At 68.6% G+C, this 16,884-nt stretch carries 18 protein-coding genes; 7 read left to right on the top strand and 11 right to left on the bottom strand.

The features are described 5' to 3' along the window. Nucleotides 1–16: 16 nt before the first annotated feature. Entirely contained in the window at nt 17–1,270 is a 1,254-nt protein-coding gene (locus tag GWI72_RS11375) for a DUF3095 domain-containing protein (RefSeq protein ID WP_161708710.1), read from the bottom strand. Between the two features lie 295 nt (nt 1,271–1,565). On the opposite strand from GWI72_RS11375, the gene GWI72_RS11380 reads away from it, so the two are divergent. Further along, nucleotides 1,566–1,832: a DUF1344 domain-containing protein gene (locus GWI72_RS11380; RefSeq protein WP_161676341.1), complete on the top strand. Its 267-nt coding sequence runs from the start codon at nt 1,566–1,568 to the stop codon at nt 1,830–1,832. 115 nt (nt 1,833–1,947) lie between these two features. Here the strand turns inward: GWI72_RS11380 and GWI72_RS11385 are convergent, their stop codons facing one another. The 3 genes from GWI72_RS11385 to fabI all read right to left on the bottom strand — a co-directional run bounded on the left by GWI72_RS11385 (nt 1,948) and on the right by fabI (nt 4,368). Continuing rightward, nucleotides 1,948–2,577 (bottom strand): GNAT family N-acetyltransferase, encoded by a 630-nt coding sequence (locus tag GWI72_RS11385; RefSeq protein ID WP_161709159.1) that lies wholly within the window; start codon nt 2,575–2,577, stop codon nt 1,948–1,950. After that, complete coding sequence (locus GWI72_RS11390) at nt 2,547–3,152, bottom strand: histidine phosphatase family protein (RefSeq protein WP_161708711.1); 606 nt, start codon at nt 3,150–3,152, stop codon at nt 2,547–2,549. Before GWI72_RS11390 ends, GWI72_RS11385 begins: the two co-directional genes overlap by 31 nt. Before the next feature lie 397 nt (nt 3,153–3,549). After that, entirely contained in the window at nt 3,550–4,368 is an 819-nt protein-coding gene (fabI, locus tag GWI72_RS11395; RefSeq protein ID WP_161676343.1) for an enoyl-ACP reductase FabI, read from the bottom strand. 202 nt (nt 4,369–4,570) lie between these two features. Between fabI and GWI72_RS11400 the strand changes: the two genes are divergently transcribed. Continuing rightward, nucleotides 4,571–5,983: an FAD-binding oxidoreductase gene (locus GWI72_RS11400; RefSeq protein ID WP_161708712.1), complete on the top strand. Its 1,413-nt coding sequence runs from the start codon at nt 4,571–4,573 to the stop codon at nt 5,981–5,983. A 44-nt stretch (nt 5,984–6,027) separates the two neighbouring features. On the opposite strand, the gene GWI72_RS11405 is transcribed toward GWI72_RS11400, so the two are convergent. The 6 genes from GWI72_RS11405 to GWI72_RS11430 all read right to left on the bottom strand — a co-directional run bounded on the left by GWI72_RS11405 (nt 6,028) and on the right by GWI72_RS11430 (nt 12,801). Further along, complete coding sequence (locus GWI72_RS11405; protein ID WP_244314229.1) at nt 6,028–6,813, bottom strand: DUF1194 domain-containing protein; 786 nt, start codon at nt 6,811–6,813, stop codon at nt 6,028–6,030. A gap of 318 nt (nt 6,814–7,131) precedes the next feature. Beyond that, nucleotides 7,132–8,136, bottom strand: coding sequence for a cytochrome d ubiquinol oxidase subunit II (locus tag GWI72_RS11410; RefSeq protein ID WP_161708713.1), 1,005 nt, complete (start codon nt 8,134–8,136; stop codon nt 7,132–7,134). A 10-nt stretch (nt 8,137–8,146) separates the two neighbouring features. After that, the gene (locus tag GWI72_RS11415; RefSeq protein ID WP_161676972.1) at nt 8,147–9,535 is read right to left on the bottom strand and encodes a cytochrome ubiquinol oxidase subunit I; all 1,389 of its coding nucleotides are present in this window, start codon (nt 9,533–9,535) and stop codon (nt 8,147–8,149) included. A 290-nt stretch (nt 9,536–9,825) separates the two neighbouring features. Next, nucleotides 9,826–10,653, bottom strand: a complete 828-nt coding sequence (locus GWI72_RS11420) for a class I SAM-dependent DNA methyltransferase (protein WP_161676346.1) — start codon at nt 10,651–10,653, stop codon at nt 9,826–9,828. Between the two features lie 160 nt (nt 10,654–10,813). Beyond that, nucleotides 10,814–11,929, bottom strand: coding sequence for a GNAT family N-acetyltransferase (locus GWI72_RS11425; protein WP_161708714.1), 1,116 nt, complete (start codon nt 11,927–11,929; stop codon nt 10,814–10,816). Nucleotides 11,930–12,057: 128 nt separating this feature from the next. Next, on the bottom strand, nt 12,058–12,801 hold the full coding sequence (locus GWI72_RS11430) for an SOS response-associated peptidase (RefSeq protein WP_161708715.1): 744 nt from the start codon (nt 12,799–12,801) through the stop codon (nt 12,058–12,060). Between the two features lie 190 nt (nt 12,802–12,991). Here GWI72_RS11430 and GWI72_RS11435 point away from each other — a divergent pair, with 190 nt between their 5' ends. From GWI72_RS11435 to GWI72_RS11450, 4 genes are all read left to right on the top strand, one after another. Further along, entirely contained in the window at nt 12,992–13,486 is a 495-nt protein-coding gene (locus GWI72_RS11435; protein WP_209000091.1) for a hypothetical protein, read from the top strand. A gap of 122 nt (nt 13,487–13,608) precedes the next feature. After that, the gene (locus tag GWI72_RS11440; protein WP_209000092.1) at nt 13,609–14,058 is read left to right on the top strand and encodes an NUDIX hydrolase; all 450 of its coding nucleotides are present in this window, start codon (nt 13,609–13,611) and stop codon (nt 14,056–14,058) included. Nucleotides 14,059–14,148: 90 nt separating this feature from the next. Continuing rightward, nucleotides 14,149–14,631 (top strand): TIGR02301 family protein, encoded by a 483-nt coding sequence (locus GWI72_RS11445; protein WP_244314230.1) that lies wholly within the window; start codon nt 14,149–14,151, stop codon nt 14,629–14,631. Nucleotides 14,632–14,833: 202 nt separating this feature from the next. After that, the gene (locus GWI72_RS11450; RefSeq protein WP_161676350.1) at nt 14,834–15,106 is read left to right on the top strand and encodes a hypothetical protein; all 273 of its coding nucleotides are present in this window, start codon (nt 14,834–14,836) and stop codon (nt 15,104–15,106) included. 129 nt (nt 15,107–15,235) lie between these two features. Here the strand turns inward: GWI72_RS11450 and GWI72_RS11455 are convergent, their stop codons facing one another. Continuing rightward, entirely contained in the window at nt 15,236–15,880 is a 645-nt protein-coding gene (locus GWI72_RS11455) for a LysE family translocator (protein WP_161676351.1), read from the bottom strand. Nucleotides 15,881–16,036: 156 nt separating this feature from the next. On the opposite strand from GWI72_RS11455, the gene GWI72_RS20005 reads away from it, so the two are divergent. Beyond that, entirely contained in the window at nt 16,037–16,873 is an 837-nt protein-coding gene (locus tag GWI72_RS20005) for a hypothetical protein (RefSeq protein ID WP_209000093.1), read from the top strand. Nucleotides 16,874–16,884: the final 11 nt, after the last annotated feature.

Here is a 16,884-nt window from a genome sequence, read left to right on the forward strand (position 1 = left end):
GAAAGGCAGGCCGGTTCTAGGCGGGTTTGGCGGCAGCGTCAAATGATTGGCCACCGGCATGGCTGCCCGGCAAGGGCCGCTGCCAGGCCTGGTCCAGCGCCGCCTGCCGCTGCTTGAAGTCACGCGCGGCCAGCGCCAGACCGCCATTGGCGCCATCGACGAAATGCACGTGCTGGCCGGCAGCAAAGTCGGAGACATAGCAGGTCATCAGCGCCTCGCGGGCCTCGGTCAGGCCGTAGACGAGATGGCCCGACGCGTATTCCCGCGCCAGATACGCCTTGAGCGCCTCGGCCTGGGCCTCGGTTACGTCGATCACCAGCCGCAGCGTGTCGTCGAACTTGCGGAAGTCGGTGTTGAGCTGCATCTCGCGCATGTAGCGGGCAGGCTCGAGCGATCCGAGCCGCCAGCCGCTCCAGCGGGCGAAGCGGACCAGCGCGACCACCGCCAGCGTCCTCAGGATCGGGAGTGGCGACAGGCTGCCGCCGGTGGCCAGCCGCACCTGGGTGGCCAGCCTCTCTGGCACCGCCCGCATGCGCAGCGTCTCGTCCTGGACGGGGGCCTCCTGCGGCTCGCTCGCCCGCGCATCGACGCCGGCATGGTCGCTGAGGCCCCGCATCAGCCGGGCAAGGCCCTCCGGTCCGGCCGCCTCGGTGGTCCGGACCATCAGCGAGACGATGCGGCCGTTGCGGGCGCGCAGCGGTTCCCAGTTGCAGGAAAAGCCGGTGAGATCGGGTGTCGCGGGGTTCGGGTCCGCGATGCGGTAGGCCGCGCCCTGCAGCTCATCCTTCAGCCAGCGCTCGGCCAGCATCATCCCGTCGCCGCTGACCATGGCGAGGAAGTTGCCCGGGCTCAGCTCGAACTTGCGCAGGCGGATGTCGGCCCCTGCCGCCCTGAGATCAGACACGGGGATCAGCGCCACCCGCAACTCCAGCCCGGCCGCCTCGCGGGCCAGGCGCGCAACGCCTGACAGGGCCTCAGCGGCGGCATCCCGGCCCGAAGGGGGCAGCAGCACCATCGCGCCGTCGCCGCCAAAGACGAAAGGCAGCCGGTCGCGCCCCAGCCGGTTGAGCAGCGCGGAAATCACCGCCACGCCGATCATGTTGACGTCCTTGTAGCGCCCGGCCGCAATCGCCTCGGTCGAGCGGACAATGTCGGCGGCAGCGACAAGCCAGGTGTCGGGCACGGGGGCATAGGCCCGGCCGTCGGCCACGCCGTAGAAATCGGAAAAGGCGGGCAGGTCCAGATAGAACTCGTCCTCGCGTGCCTGCATCGTCCTCGGTCCTCCTGCGGCGCGGCGGCGCAACCGCCGACACGCCGTCCCGGTCAGTGTCGCATGTCTGCGGCCGCCGGCCTATCGGCGCCACACAGGATAATCGGCGGCTGCCGTGAAAACGCCTTTTGGATGGGATATAGGGACGTATAAAGTCGCCCGACCTGCTGCGGTCGATCACGTCTCCGGCATGAGCCGTGATCCGCTGCAGGCGGGAACCAGTCAGGGATCGCCAGCGTCCGGGGTGACACCAGCCCGGGGTCGCACGGGGGGCGAGACCCAGTCGGAGTTGAACATGAAGTCTATCTACAAGGGTCTGGCCGCGCTCGGCCTCGCCATCTTCCTCGTCGGCGCGCAGGTTTCGGGAGCCGCAGCCGAGGAAGCCGAGGGCAAGATCGTCGAGATCAACCCGGACACCGCCACGATCACCCTGTCGGACGGACAGAAATACGAGTTTCCGGTCGACTTCTATGTCGACGACCTGAAGCCGGGACAGACCGTGCGCGTCTATTTCGACGTCGAGGGCGGCAAGAAGAAGCTCTACGACCTGCAGATCCTGTGATCTGCTGATCCGCACCGGCAGGCCGCTGGCTTCCGGTCTGTCTCCTGGTCCGGCTCCGGTTCTGGCCCCTTTTCGGGGCCGCCTCCGGGGCGCAAGCCCGGTCGGGGTTGGCTGGTCAGGGTTGCCAGAGGGACGGCGACTGCCAGGGTGCGGGCACGACAAGGCAGGTTGGCGAGAGGCCCTGCCAGCTGTCGCGCAGGGCGAGGCCCTGCCAGCCGGACGCCCACTCAGCAGGCAGAGGATAGGGCGTGGCGATGGACGGCTCCTGCCGGAAGCCGAAGCGGCTGTAGTAGGCAGGATCGCCCAGCACGAGCGCATAGGCGATCCCCTCTCCCGCAAGATGGGCAAGACCGGCGCGGACAAGACGCCCGCCGAGGCCCTGCCGGTGCAGCTCCGGCGTCACGCACAAGGGGGCGAGCAGCGCGACCACCGGCCCGCCCTGCCCGGCCCGACAGCGGGTGAAGAGGACGTGACCGACCACCTGCCCCGCCCGCTCGGCCACCAGCGACAGGACCTCATCCGCCGGCAGGGCCGCCAGCGCACGCACGACGGGCACGAGGTCCTCGTCGGGGAAAGCCCGAGGATAGATGGCAAGAATGCCGGCGAGATCGGCGGCCGTCGCCTCGCGGATCAGCGTGTCCTGCAGGATGACCTCCCCACTCCGGAACCGGACCGGACCGAGCCCAATCGAAGCGACCGGCGGGACGCGGTCACTCAGACGAGCGACAGGCGCCCGTCTTCCCAGACATAGACCACGTCCTGCGGCACGTCGAGCCGCGGGATGGCGGCCGGATCAAGCTCCTCCAGCAGGCCGCGCAGCACGCGGATGACACCGCCATGGATCACCGCCACCGACGGCTGCTCCACCCCTGCCAGCCAGCCGGCGATGCGGGTGGACAGCATGGCGTAGCTCTCACCGCCCGGCGGCGTGAAGCCCCACTTGTCGGCCCGCCGCGCCGCTACCCGATCCGGATCGCGCAGGGCCAGTTCCTCGACCGTGAACCCCTCCCAGTCGCCGAAGGTGATTTCCTTCAGCCGGTCGTCGAGCGCATAGGCGGAAGGGTCGAGCCCCATGGCTCCGCGGACGAGTTCCATGGTCTCGCGGGTGCGTCCGAGCGGCGAGGCAACGAAGGCGAAGCCATCGGCTTCCAGACCGCGGGAAGCGAGGAAGCTTGCCAGCGCCGTGCCGTTGCGGCTGGCCTGGGCACGGCCGGTGCCGTTGAGCGGAATGTCTTTCTGCCCCTGCATGCGACCTTCCGCATTCCAGTCGGTCTGCCCGTGACGGATGAAGATGAGGCGCGCGGGCTTTCCAGAGGACATGCGGGTCTCCAGCGAGAGGGCAGCGGCGGGGCCGCTCGCGCTCCTGTGCCCGAGAGCCAGCGACCCTGTCAATGCCGGCAAGGCGCAGCGGGCCGCATAAATGCGAAGCCCCCGGCCCATGCGGATGGACCGGGGGAGTATATTTCAGGCCCGCCACGTCATCCCGGACGCAGCGACGCGAAGATCCGGGACCTGTCTCGGACTTGATCCGGGATCCAGATCTCAGTCGCGCGACGGGCGACAGCGCTGGACGAGCGCTGCGTGGAGCCCTGTCTTGTTACGGGCTCGCTTGCGCTCGCACAGACATGCCGGATTCCGGATCAGCGGCTCGCGTTCGCTTGCCTTGTCCGGAATGACGGGTTTGGACAGGCCGCAGCCTGCTCCGCTGCCGTCAGGCTCAGTCCTTGACGACGGAAATGTCCGGCGCGTCGACGGCCTTCATGCCGACGACATGGTAGCCGCAATCGACATGCTGGACCTCGCCGGTGACGCCGCGGCTGAGATCGGAGCAGAGGAACAGGGCGCTGTCGCCCACTTCCTCGATGGTGACCGTGCGGCGCAGCGGGGCGTTGTACTCGTTCCACTTCAGGATGTAGCGGAAATCGCCAATGCCGGAGGCGGCCAGCGTCTTGATCGGGCCGGCCGAAATGGCGTTGACGCGGATGTTCTTCGGGCCGAGGTCAACGGCAAGATACTTCACGCTCGCTTCCAGCGCGGCCTTGGCAACACCCATGACGTTGTAGTGCGGCATCACCTTCTCGGCGCCGTAATAGGTCAGCGTCAGGATCGAGCCACCGTCGGTCATCAGCTTTTCCGCGCGCTGCGTCACGGCGGTCAGGGAGTAGACCGAGATGTCCATGGTGCGGGCAAAGTTGCCCGGCGTGGTGTCGACATACCGGCCGGTCAGCTCGTCCTTGTCGGAGAAGGCAATGGCATGGACCAGGAAGTCGATCTTGCCCCAGGTCTTTTCCAGCACGGCAAAGACGTCATCGATGCTGGCCGCATCGGTCACATCACAGTGGCCAGCGACGATGGCGCCCAGCTGCTCGGCCAGCGGCTCCACGCGCTTCTTCAGCGCCTCGCCCTGATACGTCAGCGCCAGTTCGGCCCCGGCGTCGGAAAGTGCCTTGGCGATGCCCCAGGCAATCGACCGGTTGTTCGCTACGCCCATGATCAGGCCGCGTTTGCCGTTCATCAGTCCGCGCGTTTCCGCCATCATTCTCTCCAGATGCGTAAGCCTTTCGTATGCCCGGCGGGCTGGCCTCCTATGGCACAGGCCCCTTGCTGCTTCAAGTCACCCGCACCGACTGCGGCGACGCGAAGTCTGGACCGGCAGGCCGCAATATGATAGCCGCCCGGCATGCCCGGAACCGGGTCCGGAGCCCTTGCCGAAGGGGCCTGCGCGAGGAGTGACGTGAATGGCTGAACTCGACCATGCCGCCCGTTTTGCCGAGCTGATCGGTGCCGCCAATGTGCTGACCGCCGCCTCCGACAAGGCGCCCTATCTGGTCGAATGGCGCGACCTGTATCAGGGTGTGACGCCGATGGTGCTGCGTCCGGGCACGGTGGAGGAGGTCAGCGCGGTGCTCAAACATGCCGACGCCAACGGCCTCAAGATCGTGCCGCAGGGCGGCAACACGGGCCTTGTCGGCGGCCAGATCCCCAAGGAATCCGGGGACGAAATCGTTCTCTCCCTCGCCCGGCTGAACCGCGTGCGCGATGTCGATCCGCAGGGCTTCACCATCACCGTCGAGGCCGGTGTGGTGCTGGAGACGCTGCAGCGCGAGGCGGACGCCGTGGACCGGCTGTTCCCGCTGGCGCTCGGCTCGCAGGGGTCCTGCCAGATCGGCGGCAACCTCTCCACCAATGCCGGCGGCACCGCCGTGCTGGCCTATGGCAACAGCCGCGACCTGGTCCTCGGCCTTGAAGTGGTGCTCGCCAATGGCGACGTCTGGAACGGCCTGCGCGCCCTGCGCAAGGACAACACCGGTTACGATCTGAAACACATGTTTATCGGTGGCGAGGGCACGCTGGGGGTGATCACGGCCGCCACGCTGAAGCTTTTCCCCAAGCCGAAGAAGCTGGAAGTCGCGTTCATCGGCCTGTCGAGCCCGGAGGCGGCGCTGGAGCTGTTCTCGACCGCCAAGGCGCAGGCCGGACCGATTCTCACCGGCTTCGAGATCATGCCGCGCATCGGGCTGGAGTTCTGCCTCCGCCATCTGCCCGGCGCCCGCGATCCGCTCGCCGGCCCCCATCCCTGGTACGTGCTGATGGAGCTGTCCTCAGGCACCGAGGCTTTCCCGGTGCGCGATCTCCTGGAAGCGATCCTGGGCGAAGCCTACGAGAAGGGTCTCGTCGAGGATGCGGCCTTTGCCGAATCCATGGCCCAGGCCCAGGACTTCTGGCACATCCGCCACGGCATGTCGGAGGTGCAGCGCGCCGAGGGCGGCTCGATCAAGCACGATGTCTCCGTGCCCGTCGCCTCGATCCCGGCCTTCCTCGCCAGGGCGATTGCCGCCGTCGAGGCCATGGTCCCCGGCTGCCGCCCGGTGCCCTTCGGCCATCTGGGTGACGGCAACATCCACTTCAACGTCAGCCAGCCGGTCGGGGCGGACAAGGAAGCCTATATCGCGCGCTGGGACGAGATGAACGCGCTGGTGCATGGCATCGTGCACGAGTTCAACGGCTCCATCTCCGCCGAGCACGGCATCGGCCGGCTGAAGCGCGACCTGCTGCGGGAGGTGAAGAGCCCGCTGGAACTCGACCTGATGCAGCGCATCAAGTCGGCCTTCGACCCGAACAACACCCTGAACCCCGGCCGCGTGCTGTAAGGCCCGCGGACAGGACGGCGGGCGGGCGCGCCCGCCTGCGGACCTCAGCGGGCGGGCGGGGTCAGGCCTGCGGCGCGGTCCGGACCGGTGACGCGCGCCAGACGCCCCGCCGGGACATCGCCGGCAATCTCGAGGATGAGCTTGCGGCGCACGGCGGCGGCAAAGCTCTGGGCATTCTCGGCGCTGACGACGAAGGAGCCCGGGCCGCCGATAATCAGCTCGCCGAAGGCCGCCTCGAGATCGTAGGACGAGGGACGGCCGGAGCAGGAGCGGCACAGGACGGCGAGGCCGTTGATAATGATGCCGGCCTTCACTACCTCGTCCCGCGCCACGGTGATCGCCGGGCCGCCCCAGTTGCCGGCGCTGTCGGCCGACAGGTCGATGACCTTGCGCATGCCCTGGAAGGCGTTGGTTTCAAGCTGGGCCTTGCCGTAGAGGAGCGCCGAGCCGATGGCGTTGCGGCCATAGGCCTGGCGCGGGCGTCCCTCGGTGAGGGCTGCGGCAAAGGCGGCGGCGCTGTCGGGGCCGTCGATGATCGTCCAGTCGACGACCATGTCCTGCGACCCCGGCCCGGCCCATTCGGCATAGGCGACCGCGATCCGGCCGATCATGTTGCCCGTGATGGCGGACAGAACCGCGGGGTCGACGATGGCCTCGGCATAGCCCTGGCGCTGGAAGCGGATCTCGTCGTCGTCGATCGAACCGGTGGCATCGGCGAGCAGGATCAGCTCGAGATCGACCTCGGTCTGCGCGAGGGCCGCCTGGGGCATCAGCGCCCCCTGCCCCATCAGACCCACGATTGCCAGGAACCCAAGAACCAGTGACCGCATGCCCGCCCCTCCGGCTTCACCCGGACTTCAAGCTAACGCGTTGCGCGGGCGGGGCGAGATCATGCTTTGGGCGATGACGCCATTGTGAAGACGGGAATGTGCGTGGCCTCCGTCTGGGGAGAGGCTTCTTCCTCACCAAAGTCATCCCGGCCAAGCCCAGCGGAGCGCCGAGCCGGGACCGGAGGGGCGAGGTCTCGCGTTTTCCATGCGCTCGCAGACGACAGGCCCGGGCTCTCCGGTCCCGGGTCTCCGCTGCGCTGCGCCCGGGATGACGCCAGAGAGGAGGCAACCCGTTGCGGGGGCTTCCCTTCCGAAAGGTCAGTCGTAGCGCAGCTCGCCGGCCTTGCCGCGGAAGATGAAGTAGGACAGCACCGTGTAGCCGATGATGACCGGCAGCACGAAGATGGTGCCGACAAGGATGATGGCGAGGCTTTCGGGGGCGCTGGCGGCGGCGTAGATGGTCAGCTTTTCCGGCACCACATAGGGGTAGAAGGAAAAGGCGAGGCCGGCGAAGCAGACCGCGAACAGGACGGTCGCCGCGACAAAGGGCACGAAGGCGAAGCGGTCGCGGCTGTCGGGCAGATGGCGCAGCGAGACGTAGATCATCGCCACCAGCGCCACGGCCAGCAGCGGCAGCGGCGCGAGGAAGAGCACGTCCGGCACGGTGAACCACTTGTCGAAGATGCGCGGGCTGACCAGCGGCGAGGCCAGCGACACGGCGCCGAGGCCGGCGAGCACGCCGTAGAGCCCGCGCCGGGCCCAGCGCACGGCCTTCTTCTGCAGCGCGCCATCCGCCTTGATGATCAGCCAGGTGGCGCCGATGAAGGCATAGCCGGCGGCAAGGCAGACGGCGGTGAGCAGGGCAAAGCCGACGGTGAAGGGCGTCCAGACGAGGCCCATGATGTAGAGACCCAGCATGAAGCCCTGCGACAGCGCGGTCATCAGCGAGCCCGCGAAGAAGGCCGCATTCCACATCGCCTTCTGCGGCGGGGCGACCTTGGCGCGGAACTCGAAGGCGACGCCGCGCAGGATGAGGCCGACCAGCATGACGGCCACCGGCAGGTAGAGCGCGGTCAGGATCATGCCGTGGGCGGCCGGGAAGGCGACCAGCAGCAGGCCGATGGCCAGCACCAGCCAGGTCTCGTTGGCATCCCAGAACGGGCCGATGGCGGCCACCATCCGGTCCCGCTCGCCGTTGTCGGCGAAGGGGAACAGGATGCCGACGCCCAAGTCGAAGCCGTCGAGGACGACATAGGCGAGGATCGACAGGCCCATCAGGGCGGCGAAGATCAGCGGGAGCGCGAAGGCGTGCTCTGCAAACATGGCAATCCCCTTACTCGGCCGGCTGCAGCGCGGGGCGGCCCGGCGCGAGCGGCGCCGGCGCGACCGGGCCCAGGGAGCCCTTCACCGCCTTGCCGGCCAGATAGAACAGGACGCTGACATAGGCGGCGATGAGCGCCGCATAGATCGCGAGATAGACGACCAGCGTGGACAGGACCATGGGCGCGGGCACGGCCGCCACCGCATCGGCGGTGGTCAGCACGCCCTGCACCAGCCAGGGCTGCCGGCCGATCTCGGTGGTGTACCAGCCGGCGAGCGTCGCCACCCAGCCGGAGAAGGTCATCAGCACCAGCGCACGCAGGCCCCAGGTGCCGGCGGCCGTCTCCAGCTGACCGCGGCGCCAGACGAGAACGGCGGCGGCGAAGGAGACGGCGAGCATCGCCATGCCGGTGCCGACCATGATGCGGAAGGACCAGAACACGGGCGAGACGGGCGGATGCAGCGGCGTGCCGTCCTCGGCGACGAAGTCGTTGAGGCCCGGCACAACGCCGTCCGGATCATGCTTCAGGATGATCGAGGCGCCGTTGGGAATGCTGATCTCGTAGTCGTTGCTGCGGGTCTCGCTGTTGGGCAGCGCGAAGAGGACGAGCGGCACGTTCGGGCGCGTCTCCCAGTTGGCCTCCATGGCCGCGACCTTGGCCGGCTGGTGCTGCAGGGTGTTGAGACCGTGCATGTCGCCGGCGAGGATCTGCAGCGGGATGAGGACGGCGGCCAGCGTGACACCGGTGCGCAGGGCCACGCGCAGCTCGCCCGTGCGCTCGCCCTTGAGCCAGCGCCAGGCGGAGAGACCGGCCATCAGGAAAGCCACGGTCAGGCCGCTGGCCAGCAGCATGTGGACGAGGCGGTAGGGCATCGACGGGTTGAAGATGATCGCCCACCAGTCCGTGGCGAAGGCGACACCGTCGCGCATCTCGAAGCCGGCCGGCGTGTGCATCCAGGAGTTCAGCACCAGGATCCAGAAGGCGCTCATGGTCGTGCCGAAGGCGACGAGGAAGGTCGCCAGCGTGTGCAGCCAGGCCGGAACCTTGGAGAAGCCAAAGAGCATGATGCCGAGGAATACGGCCTCGAGGAAGAAGGCGGTCAGGACCTCATAGGCCAGCAGCGGACCGGCGATGTTGCCGACGCGCTCCATGAAGCCCGGCCAGTTGGTGCCGAACTGGAAGCTCATGGTGATGCCGGAGACGACGCCGAGCGCGAAGCTGAGGGCAAAGACCTTCACCCAGAAGCGGTAGGCGCCGATCCACTTGGCGTCGCCGGTCGCGCTGTAGCGCAGGCGGAAGAACAGCAGGACCCAGCCGAGCGCGATCGTGATCGTCGGAAACAGGATGTGGAACGATATGTTCGCTCCAAACTGGATGCGCGAAAGCAGCAAGGTGTCCATCATGGCCGTGTCCCTGTGATGTCGTTTGCACGGGCATATGTGGATCTGCGTAGATGCTGCAATGCGGTGCGACCGAATGGCCCTGCGGCAGAATGTGCCGCAGGGAGGTCCGGACTCCGCAGGATTCCGTGTTTTTTGCCGTAACGGCACGTCCCCCGCGACATTGCGGCACAGGGGGCGGCACAGGGGGCTGCGCACGGTACGGCGCAGGCGACCCGGTGCCGATCAGAGGCGGATCAGGCCAGAACGGGGCCAGAGCGGGGCCGGAACAGGGCCAGATCGGGTGCAGGTCAGGCGCGGCGGGCGAGGACGAGATGTCCCGGCACAGGCTCGCCATCCTCCAGGCGCACGGTGATCGCGTCCATGGCGAGGAGCGTGAAGCCGTTGGCCTGAAGCCCGGCGCGGACATAGGCCGGGTCATGGGCATAGCGGCGCTTCGGCCCGACGACGACCGGCTGGCCCGCCATGTCCGCCTCCGGCAGGGTCTCGGTCGAGAAGCCGAACACGCCACCGGGAGACAGGCGCGCGGCCGCCGCCGCCATCACCCGCTCCAGGCGGCCCAGATAGGGCATGACGTCGGTGGCGGCGATCAGGTCGTAAACCGGCCGGCTGCCGTCCTCCTCCTCGAAGTCCTCGAGGAACTCGACCGCCTCGCCGACATAGAGGTCCGCGTAGACCTCGCGGTCGAAGGCGATCTCGATGATACGCTCCGACAGGTCGACGCCGGTGAGCGTGTCGCAGATGTCGGCCAGCGCCTCGCCGGTGAGACCGGTGCCGCAGCCGAGATCCAGCGCCTTGCCATAGGGCCCCGGCGCGTGGGCGCGCAGCTGCTCGCGCAGCAGCAGCGGCACGCAGTATTGCAGCTGGTCGACGAGAATGGCCTCGAACACGTCGGCGTGCTGGTCGAAGAGCGTGGCGACATAGGCATCCGGCATGCGATCCGGCGCGGGGGCAGCGCCCATTGCCGCCAGCCGGATGCTGGCACCGCAGTGATCTTCCGGGTCCAGGACGAGGGCCTGACGGTAGGCCTCGGCCGCCGCCGCGAGGTCGCCGGCCTTCTCAAGCTCCAGCCCGCGGTTGTACACCTCGGCCAGGGCTTCCTCGTCAAATCCGCTCATGTCGTGCCTTTCGTCTGCATGCCTGCGACGCCTCATAGCCGCCCCGGGTGCAAATGGACAGCGGGAAAAGGGCAAGGCCGAGGCAGAACACCGGGGCGCCGGCGAGGGAGAGCGACGGACGGACCCGGGGTCAGGCCTCGGGCCGGGGAACCGGACAGGCTCAGAAATCGGCCTGCAGACGGCTCCAGCTCTCGGAGGCAAGACCGCCGACATAAAGGCTGTCGGCGCGGATTGCCTCCATCACGGCGGCATGGCGGCTGGCGATGCAGAAGAAGCCGCGGTGCCTGAGCGTCAGCCAGCGGTGCCGTTGCAGCGCGGTCATCAGGAAGGGCTGGGCAATGCCACCGGCCACCGCATAGCCCTCCGCATCCAGGTCGGCGAGCATGGCCGCGACGGTGTCGTTTTCCGCAGCCGGGCGGCAGAGGATGTTGAACACCTCGGCATGGTGGCCGGAACGCCCGCAGAACAGGAAGCCGCCCATCGGCTCGCCAGTGACGTCACGCACCAGGCGGAACTGCACCTGGCCGAGCCGGTGGTTCTGGTCGATCTGCGCCGTCAGCCAGTCGAACTCGGCCCGGTCCCAGTCCGGGCGCAGGCGAAAGCGGGCGAGCATCGGCTCGACCGCCAGCCGGAACGCCTCCGCCTCCACCCGCTCGACAGCAAGCCCGGTTGCCGGCTGCACGGAGAGCGCGGGACGCAGGCGGCGGATCGGCCGATCCGCCATGCCGAGCGGGGCCAGGGCCACCATGCTACCGATCCGGGGCAGGCTGCGGCGCAGCTGCAGCGCGGCCGCTCGCGCGGGACGGAACACCCGCCGCCATTCGAGGCTCTGCACCGGCAGCACCAGCCCCCCGCCGGTGACCCAGTGGTCGGCGCTGACCGGCGAGGCGCTGTCGGCAGCCAGAAGATCATGGTTGTGGGCGCGGAAGTAGCGCGACAGGCGCGCGGCCCCGACCTGCCCCTCGCGCCCGTCCGACATGAACGAGCCCATGAGACGGGCCGTGACCGGGGCACCGTCGAAGCGGAAGCGGAGGGGAATGCTGAGCAGGGCGGCACGGATTCCGACGCAGGGATGGTCATAGACCATGCTGCCGGTGTCCGGGGCGTAGCCCGGAGCCGTGAAGCAGAGCGCGGCGAGATACGCGGACAGGGCAGGATCGGGCGCTGCGGCACCGGGGCGGAACACCCGGGTGAACAGCGCCGCAACGGCCGGAATGTCGTCGGGTGTCATGGGCCGGACAAGACGGCCGGTCGCCACGGCGGCAGATCCGCCCATCAGTTGTCCCCTGTTCCCACGCATCGGAAGACCAGGGCCGAGCCCTTTCCGTCTGGTTGTCGTGCCGCAGTTTTTACGATGACGCTGCGGAAGATGGCAAGCCCCTCCAACACCGCCGGCGGGCGCCTTCAGCCGAAAAGGTCGAACTGGCCGTCGTCGGGGCGCGAGGCGGTCTTGCGCGGGGCGGCCGGGGGCGGGGCTCCCCGGTCCTCGACAGGCTCCTGCACGGCAGCATCGTCATTGGCAAACGTGTTGACGCGCGCGGAGACCGGGATCAGCTCGAACTGGTCCTCCGGCGCCGGCTGCAGCAGACGGCTGGCCGCGCGGCTGTCCACATGGGCCGTGTCGAGCCAGGCATCGAACAGCTCCGGCGCCAGCACGGCGGGCATGCGGTCATGGACCGCCGAAACGGTCCGGTTTGCCGGGACGGTGAGGATCAGCCCGGTGTCGATCTCGCCGCCGGCCGGGTCGGACCAGGTTTCAAAGAGGCCGGCAAAAGCGACGAGGCCGCCCTGCTTCGGACGGATGAAGAATGCCTGCCGGGAGCCGTCGTGGCGGCGCCATTCATAGAAGCCGCTGGCGGGAACCAGACAGCGGTGATGGCGCATCGGGCCCCGGAAGGAGGGCTTTTCGGCAGCCGTCTCGGCCCGGGCATTGACCAGCAGCGTGAAGGCGGCCGGATCCTTGACCCAGGCAGGAATGAGGCCCCAGCGGACCAGCCCGAATCGGCGGCGGCCCTGCACCTGCCGCACGATGGCCAGCGGCTGGGTGGGGGCAATGTTGTAGCGGGGCGGAAAATTCGGCGTGTCGGCATAGCCGAAGGCGAGCTTCACCTCGTCGGGCGTGGCGGTGAGGGTCATGCGTCCGCACATGGGGATCTGCCTCGGGTCTGGCGCCGTCCCGGCGGTCCGTCCGGCTGCCCATCCGGCGCGAAAGGGGCCGTTTGCCGGGTCGATCAGGGCGAAGATACTGGTATCGCTAAGTTAGGTCTTTGGCAACGAAGGCGGCGTAGGGTGGCGGGAAGCAAACAACCGAGGACGGGGCATGGCTGTGGAGGAACCAGTGCTGGGAATTGGTGAACTGGCCGCTGATCGTCTGCAGCGCGCCAACATCAATCCGGCGACCGGCCTTGCCACGGATTACCTGAACCACTTCAACGAAGTGGTGATGCTGCTCGAGATGCTGCCCGCCATGCCGGAATGCGCCGAGGACGTGCTTGCCTGGGAACCGGCGGACTACCAGACGCATTTCGAGAACTCGAGCTTCTCCGAACGCCAGCTTGCCATCCTGGCCTATCATGCGGCCCCGGTCCGCCTGCGCACCCATCTCGATACCCTGACGCTGCAGATCAATGAAGCGGTCCGCGCCTGCCAGACGGCGCTGCGCGCGGCCGACGACCCGTCGCAGGTGGCCCAGGCTGTGGCCGAACGGGCAACGAACGATGTCAAGCCGCTGATCGCCATGGCCAGCGGTGTCATCCATGGCCACGTCGGTGACCGCGATGCGGTGCAGGACCGCGAAGAGGCCCAGGCCGAGATCGACGCGCTGTTCGCGTGAGCCGACCGGGCGCCTGCGCCCCTTGCCAGCGCCCCTTGCCAGCGCCCCTTGCCAGCACCCCTTGCCAGCACCCCTTGTCAGCCCCCCTTGCCAGCATCGCCGTGGCCTGCCATGACCGGTCCATGTCCGACACACCCCCTCCCCCGTTCCCCCGGGCCCCGAGCCCGGCCGCCGCACCCGTCCAGGGCGTGAGCGTGATGCTGCTGGCCGGAGACGCCGTGCTTCTCGTCAAGCGGGGCAAGGCCCCCTACGCCGGGGCCTGGAGCCTGCCGGGAGGGCGGGTGGAGGCCGGAGAGGACCTTCTGGCCGCAGCCGAACGGGAGCTTCTGGAGGAGACCGGGCTGGAGGCCCCCCTCGCCGGCCCGCTGGAGACCTTCGACACGGGGGCATCCGCCAGCCATCCGGGCTACCGGCTCTCGGTGTTTGCCGGCCAGTGCCCGGCGGGGCAGACGCCCGTGGCCGGCGACGACGCCGCCGACGTCCTCATGTGGCCGATCGCGGACCTGGACGCGCTGGAGATGACGCCCGGCACGGCCGCGCGGATCCGGCGGCTGGCCAGGAGCATGGGATAGCGCCGCAGACCGCTTGCCGAGACGGCTCAGGGGGGACATGATCCGCCTCGCGTCAGGCCAGCGGCCGGCGCCCACACGCAGGAGCGACGCATGACCTCGTGCCCGGTCCCCGGCCAGACCCGATCCCGGATCCTTCTCCAGACCCGGTTCCAGACGCCTTGGCTGCGGCGCCGGCCTGCGCGCCTGCGGAGCCTGGCGCTGGCCATGGCCATGGCGCTGCTGGTGCTGGCCCTGCCCCCGGCGACGGCCGCGGCGCAGGAGCCGCTGAACGAGCCCCCCTACGAGCGCCAGCTGCTGCGCCTGTCGGAGATCCTCGGGGCGCTGCATTTCCTGCGCCCGCTCTGCGCGCGCGCCGACGAACCGGGCTGGCGTGACCGCATGGAGACCCTGCTCGCGGCCGAGGCGGCCGACGAGGCGCGCAAGCGCCGCTTCATCGAGCGGTTCAATCAGGGATACCGGGGCTTTGCCGCTGTCTACCACAGCTGTACCCCGGCCGCCCGCGAGGCAATGACCGGCTACATCAGCGAGGGCAGCAGCCTGATCCGCGACGTGACGGCCCGCTACAGCCGTTAACAGACCGCAGAAATCCGCCGTTTTTGAGAGCCAAAGATTACCAAGGACTTAACCTTGATCGTATAATTTGTGGGCTGATCTTAAGAATGCCTTCACACTCGCTTCCCGTAAAGAATGACCATGGTAAGGTCTTGTCCAGATTCGGGAGAGGGCAAGTGCTTCGGTCCGGCACGCCGGAGCAGCCAGCAGCCAAAGAGACAGCATGACCAACGACGATTTCACCGACATGGCAGCCGACATGCAGTTTCAGGAGGATGACGACATCCGCCGGGCTGCCCTTGGTTTCATCAGCGATGCCTGGGCCGAGGCAATTGCCTGCGGCGTCGACACCGATGCCGTGGCCCACGCGGCGATGTTTACCGCGCTTGCCGACCTGGTGTCCACCTATGGCGAGGATGCGGTGGCGAAGCTGGCCGAGGGCCTGCCGGAGCGCATCCAGCGCGGCGACTACTCGGTCAACCGCGTGCTGCAGTAAGCGAAGGTCCCCGGGAGAGGACGAGAGGCCCGCTTCGGCGGGCCTTGTGATTCCGGAGCGGGCCTTGCGACCGGACCAGACTGCCTTGAACCCGACTGGGCGGGGCCAGACTGGGCGGGGCCGGTCTGGTCAGGGAATGTACTCGCGCAGGCAGTTGACGCCGATGACGCCGGCGAAGGCGAGGAGCGCCAGTCCGGCGATCCGGTTGACGCCGTCCAGCCAGCGGTCGGTCAGCCGGTCGCGCAGGGCGGCGACGCCGCCGGCAATGAGCCCCCACCAGAGACAGGCGCCCGCGACGACGCCGGCCAGCATCACGAGCGTGCCCGTGAGGTCCTCGTGGGCAGGGGCCCAGCTGCCCAGACCGCCGAAGATCGCAAGGAAGCCCAGAACCGCGCCGGGATTGGTGATGGCCATGGCGAAGGCGGCGAGCATGTCGCGCAGCACCGTGTGGTCGAGCGGCGCCTGCGGCCCCCGGTCGACATGGGTGTGGCTGCGCAGGAGCACGATGCCGAAGATCGCCAGCACCACCGCTCCGACGATCTGGAGCATGTGGCGGTTGCCCTCCATGAAGTCGCCCACGGTGGACACGCCGAAGATGGCGGCAGCGGCAAAGATGGAATCGGCCACCACCGCGCCCATCCCGGTCAGGAAGGCGCCGAGGAAGCCGCCGCGAAAGGCGCGGCGCAAGACCATGATGTTGACGGGACCGACGGGCGCGCTGGTCAGGAGCCCGATGAAGAGGCCGATCACGGCATAGGCCAGGTGGGTTGTCATGGGCTCCAGCGCACACGCGTCGACAGGATTTGCCCCGCCGTGTAGCGGATCGCCCGCGGGAAAGGAAGCAAGCCAGTCATGCCTTCTTATGTATGGCCGAAACTGTACCCATTCCTGTATGTAGAAGCAGTTAAACCGGAATCGGGACTGTCCTGCATGGTTCGTGTCTGCCTCGCCCTTCTCGTCGCCGGAACGGTCCTTGCCGGGCCCGCCGCAGCTGCGACCGTGCGCACCGAGACGATCCGGGTCGCACCGCAGGGACCGAATGGCGACGCGGCCCAGCCCGGTGCGCCCGCGCCCGGGGAAACCCCTGCGGGCGCCTCGCAGCCCGGCGCGTCCCAGTCCATCGACGTGCAGCCGGGGGCAGGCGATCCGGCCACGGCGCCCTCGGTGCTGCCGCCGGTGACGGGCCCGTCCACCGGACCGCAGATCCCGACGGACCAGCTGCCGGCCACGCCGGGCGAGGAGGCGCCGGCCGAGGAGGATGGACTGGTCGAAGACCGGGTCTCGCCGCAGAACCAGCTTCCCGTGCCCGACGTCAAGTATGGCACTGCCGAGCTGCCGGCTCCGGTGGCGCGGATGCGCGACCAGCTGATCGAGGCCGCCCGCTCCGGCGACATCGAGAAGATGCGCATGGTGCTGGAAGGCAACGAGATGATGCCGACGCTGTCGCTGACGGAGATCGGCGACCCGATAGAGTTCCTGAGGGCCTCGAGCGGCGACGGCAACGGACAGGAGATCCTGGCGATCCTGCTCGACGTGCTGGAGGCCGGCTGGGTGAAGACCGATGCCGGCACGCCGCAGGAAATGTATGTCTGGCCGTATTTCGCGCGCTATCCCTTCGACAAGCTGTCGCCGCAGCAGAAGGTGGAGATGTACCGGATCATCACCGCCGGCGACTTTGCCGAGATGGATGCCTATGGCGCCTGGCTGTTCTACCGCGTCGGCATCGGCCCGGACGGCACGCTGCATTACTTCGTCGCCGGCGAGTGACACCGGCCTGA

Source organism: Pannonibacter sp. XCT-53, assembly GCF_009915765.1.
Taxonomy (GTDB): Bacteria; Pseudomonadota; Alphaproteobacteria; order Rhizobiales; family Stappiaceae; genus Pannonibacter; species Pannonibacter tanglangensis.

Coding starts and splice junctions, on each gene's coding strand:
- GWI72_RS11375 (WP_161708710.1), bottom strand. CDS start 1,270: ATGCAGGCACGCGAGGACGAGTTCTATCTGGACCTGCCCGCCTTTTCC.
- GWI72_RS11380 (WP_161676341.1), top strand. CDS start 1,566: ATGAAGTCTATCTACAAGGGTCTGGCCGCGCTCGGCCTCGCCATCTTC.
- GWI72_RS11390 (WP_161708711.1), bottom strand. CDS start 3,152: ATGTCCTCTGGAAAGCCCGCGCGCCTCATCTTCATCCGTCACGGGCAG.
- fabI (WP_161676343.1), bottom strand. CDS start 4,368: ATGGCGGAAACGCGCGGACTGATGAACGGCAAACGCGGCCTGATCATG.
- GWI72_RS11400 (WP_161708712.1), top strand. CDS start 4,571: ATGGCTGAACTCGACCATGCCGCCCGTTTTGCCGAGCTGATCGGTGCC.
- GWI72_RS11405 (WP_244314229.1), bottom strand. CDS start 6,813: ATGCGGTCACTGGTTCTTGGGTTCCTGGCAATCGTGGGTCTGATGGGG.
- GWI72_RS11410 (WP_161708713.1), bottom strand. CDS start 8,136: ATGTTTGCAGAGCACGCCTTCGCGCTCCCGCTGATCTTCGCCGCCCTG.
- GWI72_RS11415 (WP_161676972.1), bottom strand. CDS start 9,535: ATGGACACCTTGCTGCTTTCGCGCATCCAGTTTGGAGCGAACATATCG.
- GWI72_RS11420 (WP_161676346.1), bottom strand. CDS start 10,653: ATGAGCGGATTTGACGAGGAAGCCCTGGCCGAGGTGTACAACCGCGGG.
- GWI72_RS11425 (WP_161708714.1), bottom strand. CDS start 11,929: ATGGGCGGATCTGCCGCCGTGGCGACCGGCCGTCTTGTCCGGCCCATG.
- GWI72_RS11430 (WP_161708715.1), bottom strand. CDS start 12,801: ATGTGCGGACGCATGACCCTCACCGCCACGCCCGACGAGGTGAAGCTC.
- GWI72_RS11440 (WP_209000092.1), top strand. CDS start 13,609: ATGTCCGACACACCCCCTCCCCCGTTCCCCCGGGCCCCGAGCCCGGCC.
- GWI72_RS11445 (WP_244314230.1), top strand. CDS start 14,149: ATGACCTCGTGCCCGGTCCCCGGCCAGACCCGATCCCGGATCCTTCTC.
- GWI72_RS11450 (WP_161676350.1), top strand. CDS start 14,834: ATGACCAACGACGATTTCACCGACATGGCAGCCGACATGCAGTTTCAG.
- GWI72_RS11455 (WP_161676351.1), bottom strand. CDS start 15,880: ATGACAACCCACCTGGCCTATGCCGTGATCGGCCTCTTCATCGGGCTC.
- GWI72_RS20005 (WP_209000093.1), top strand. CDS start 16,037: ATGGTTCGTGTCTGCCTCGCCCTTCTCGTCGCCGGAACGGTCCTTGCC.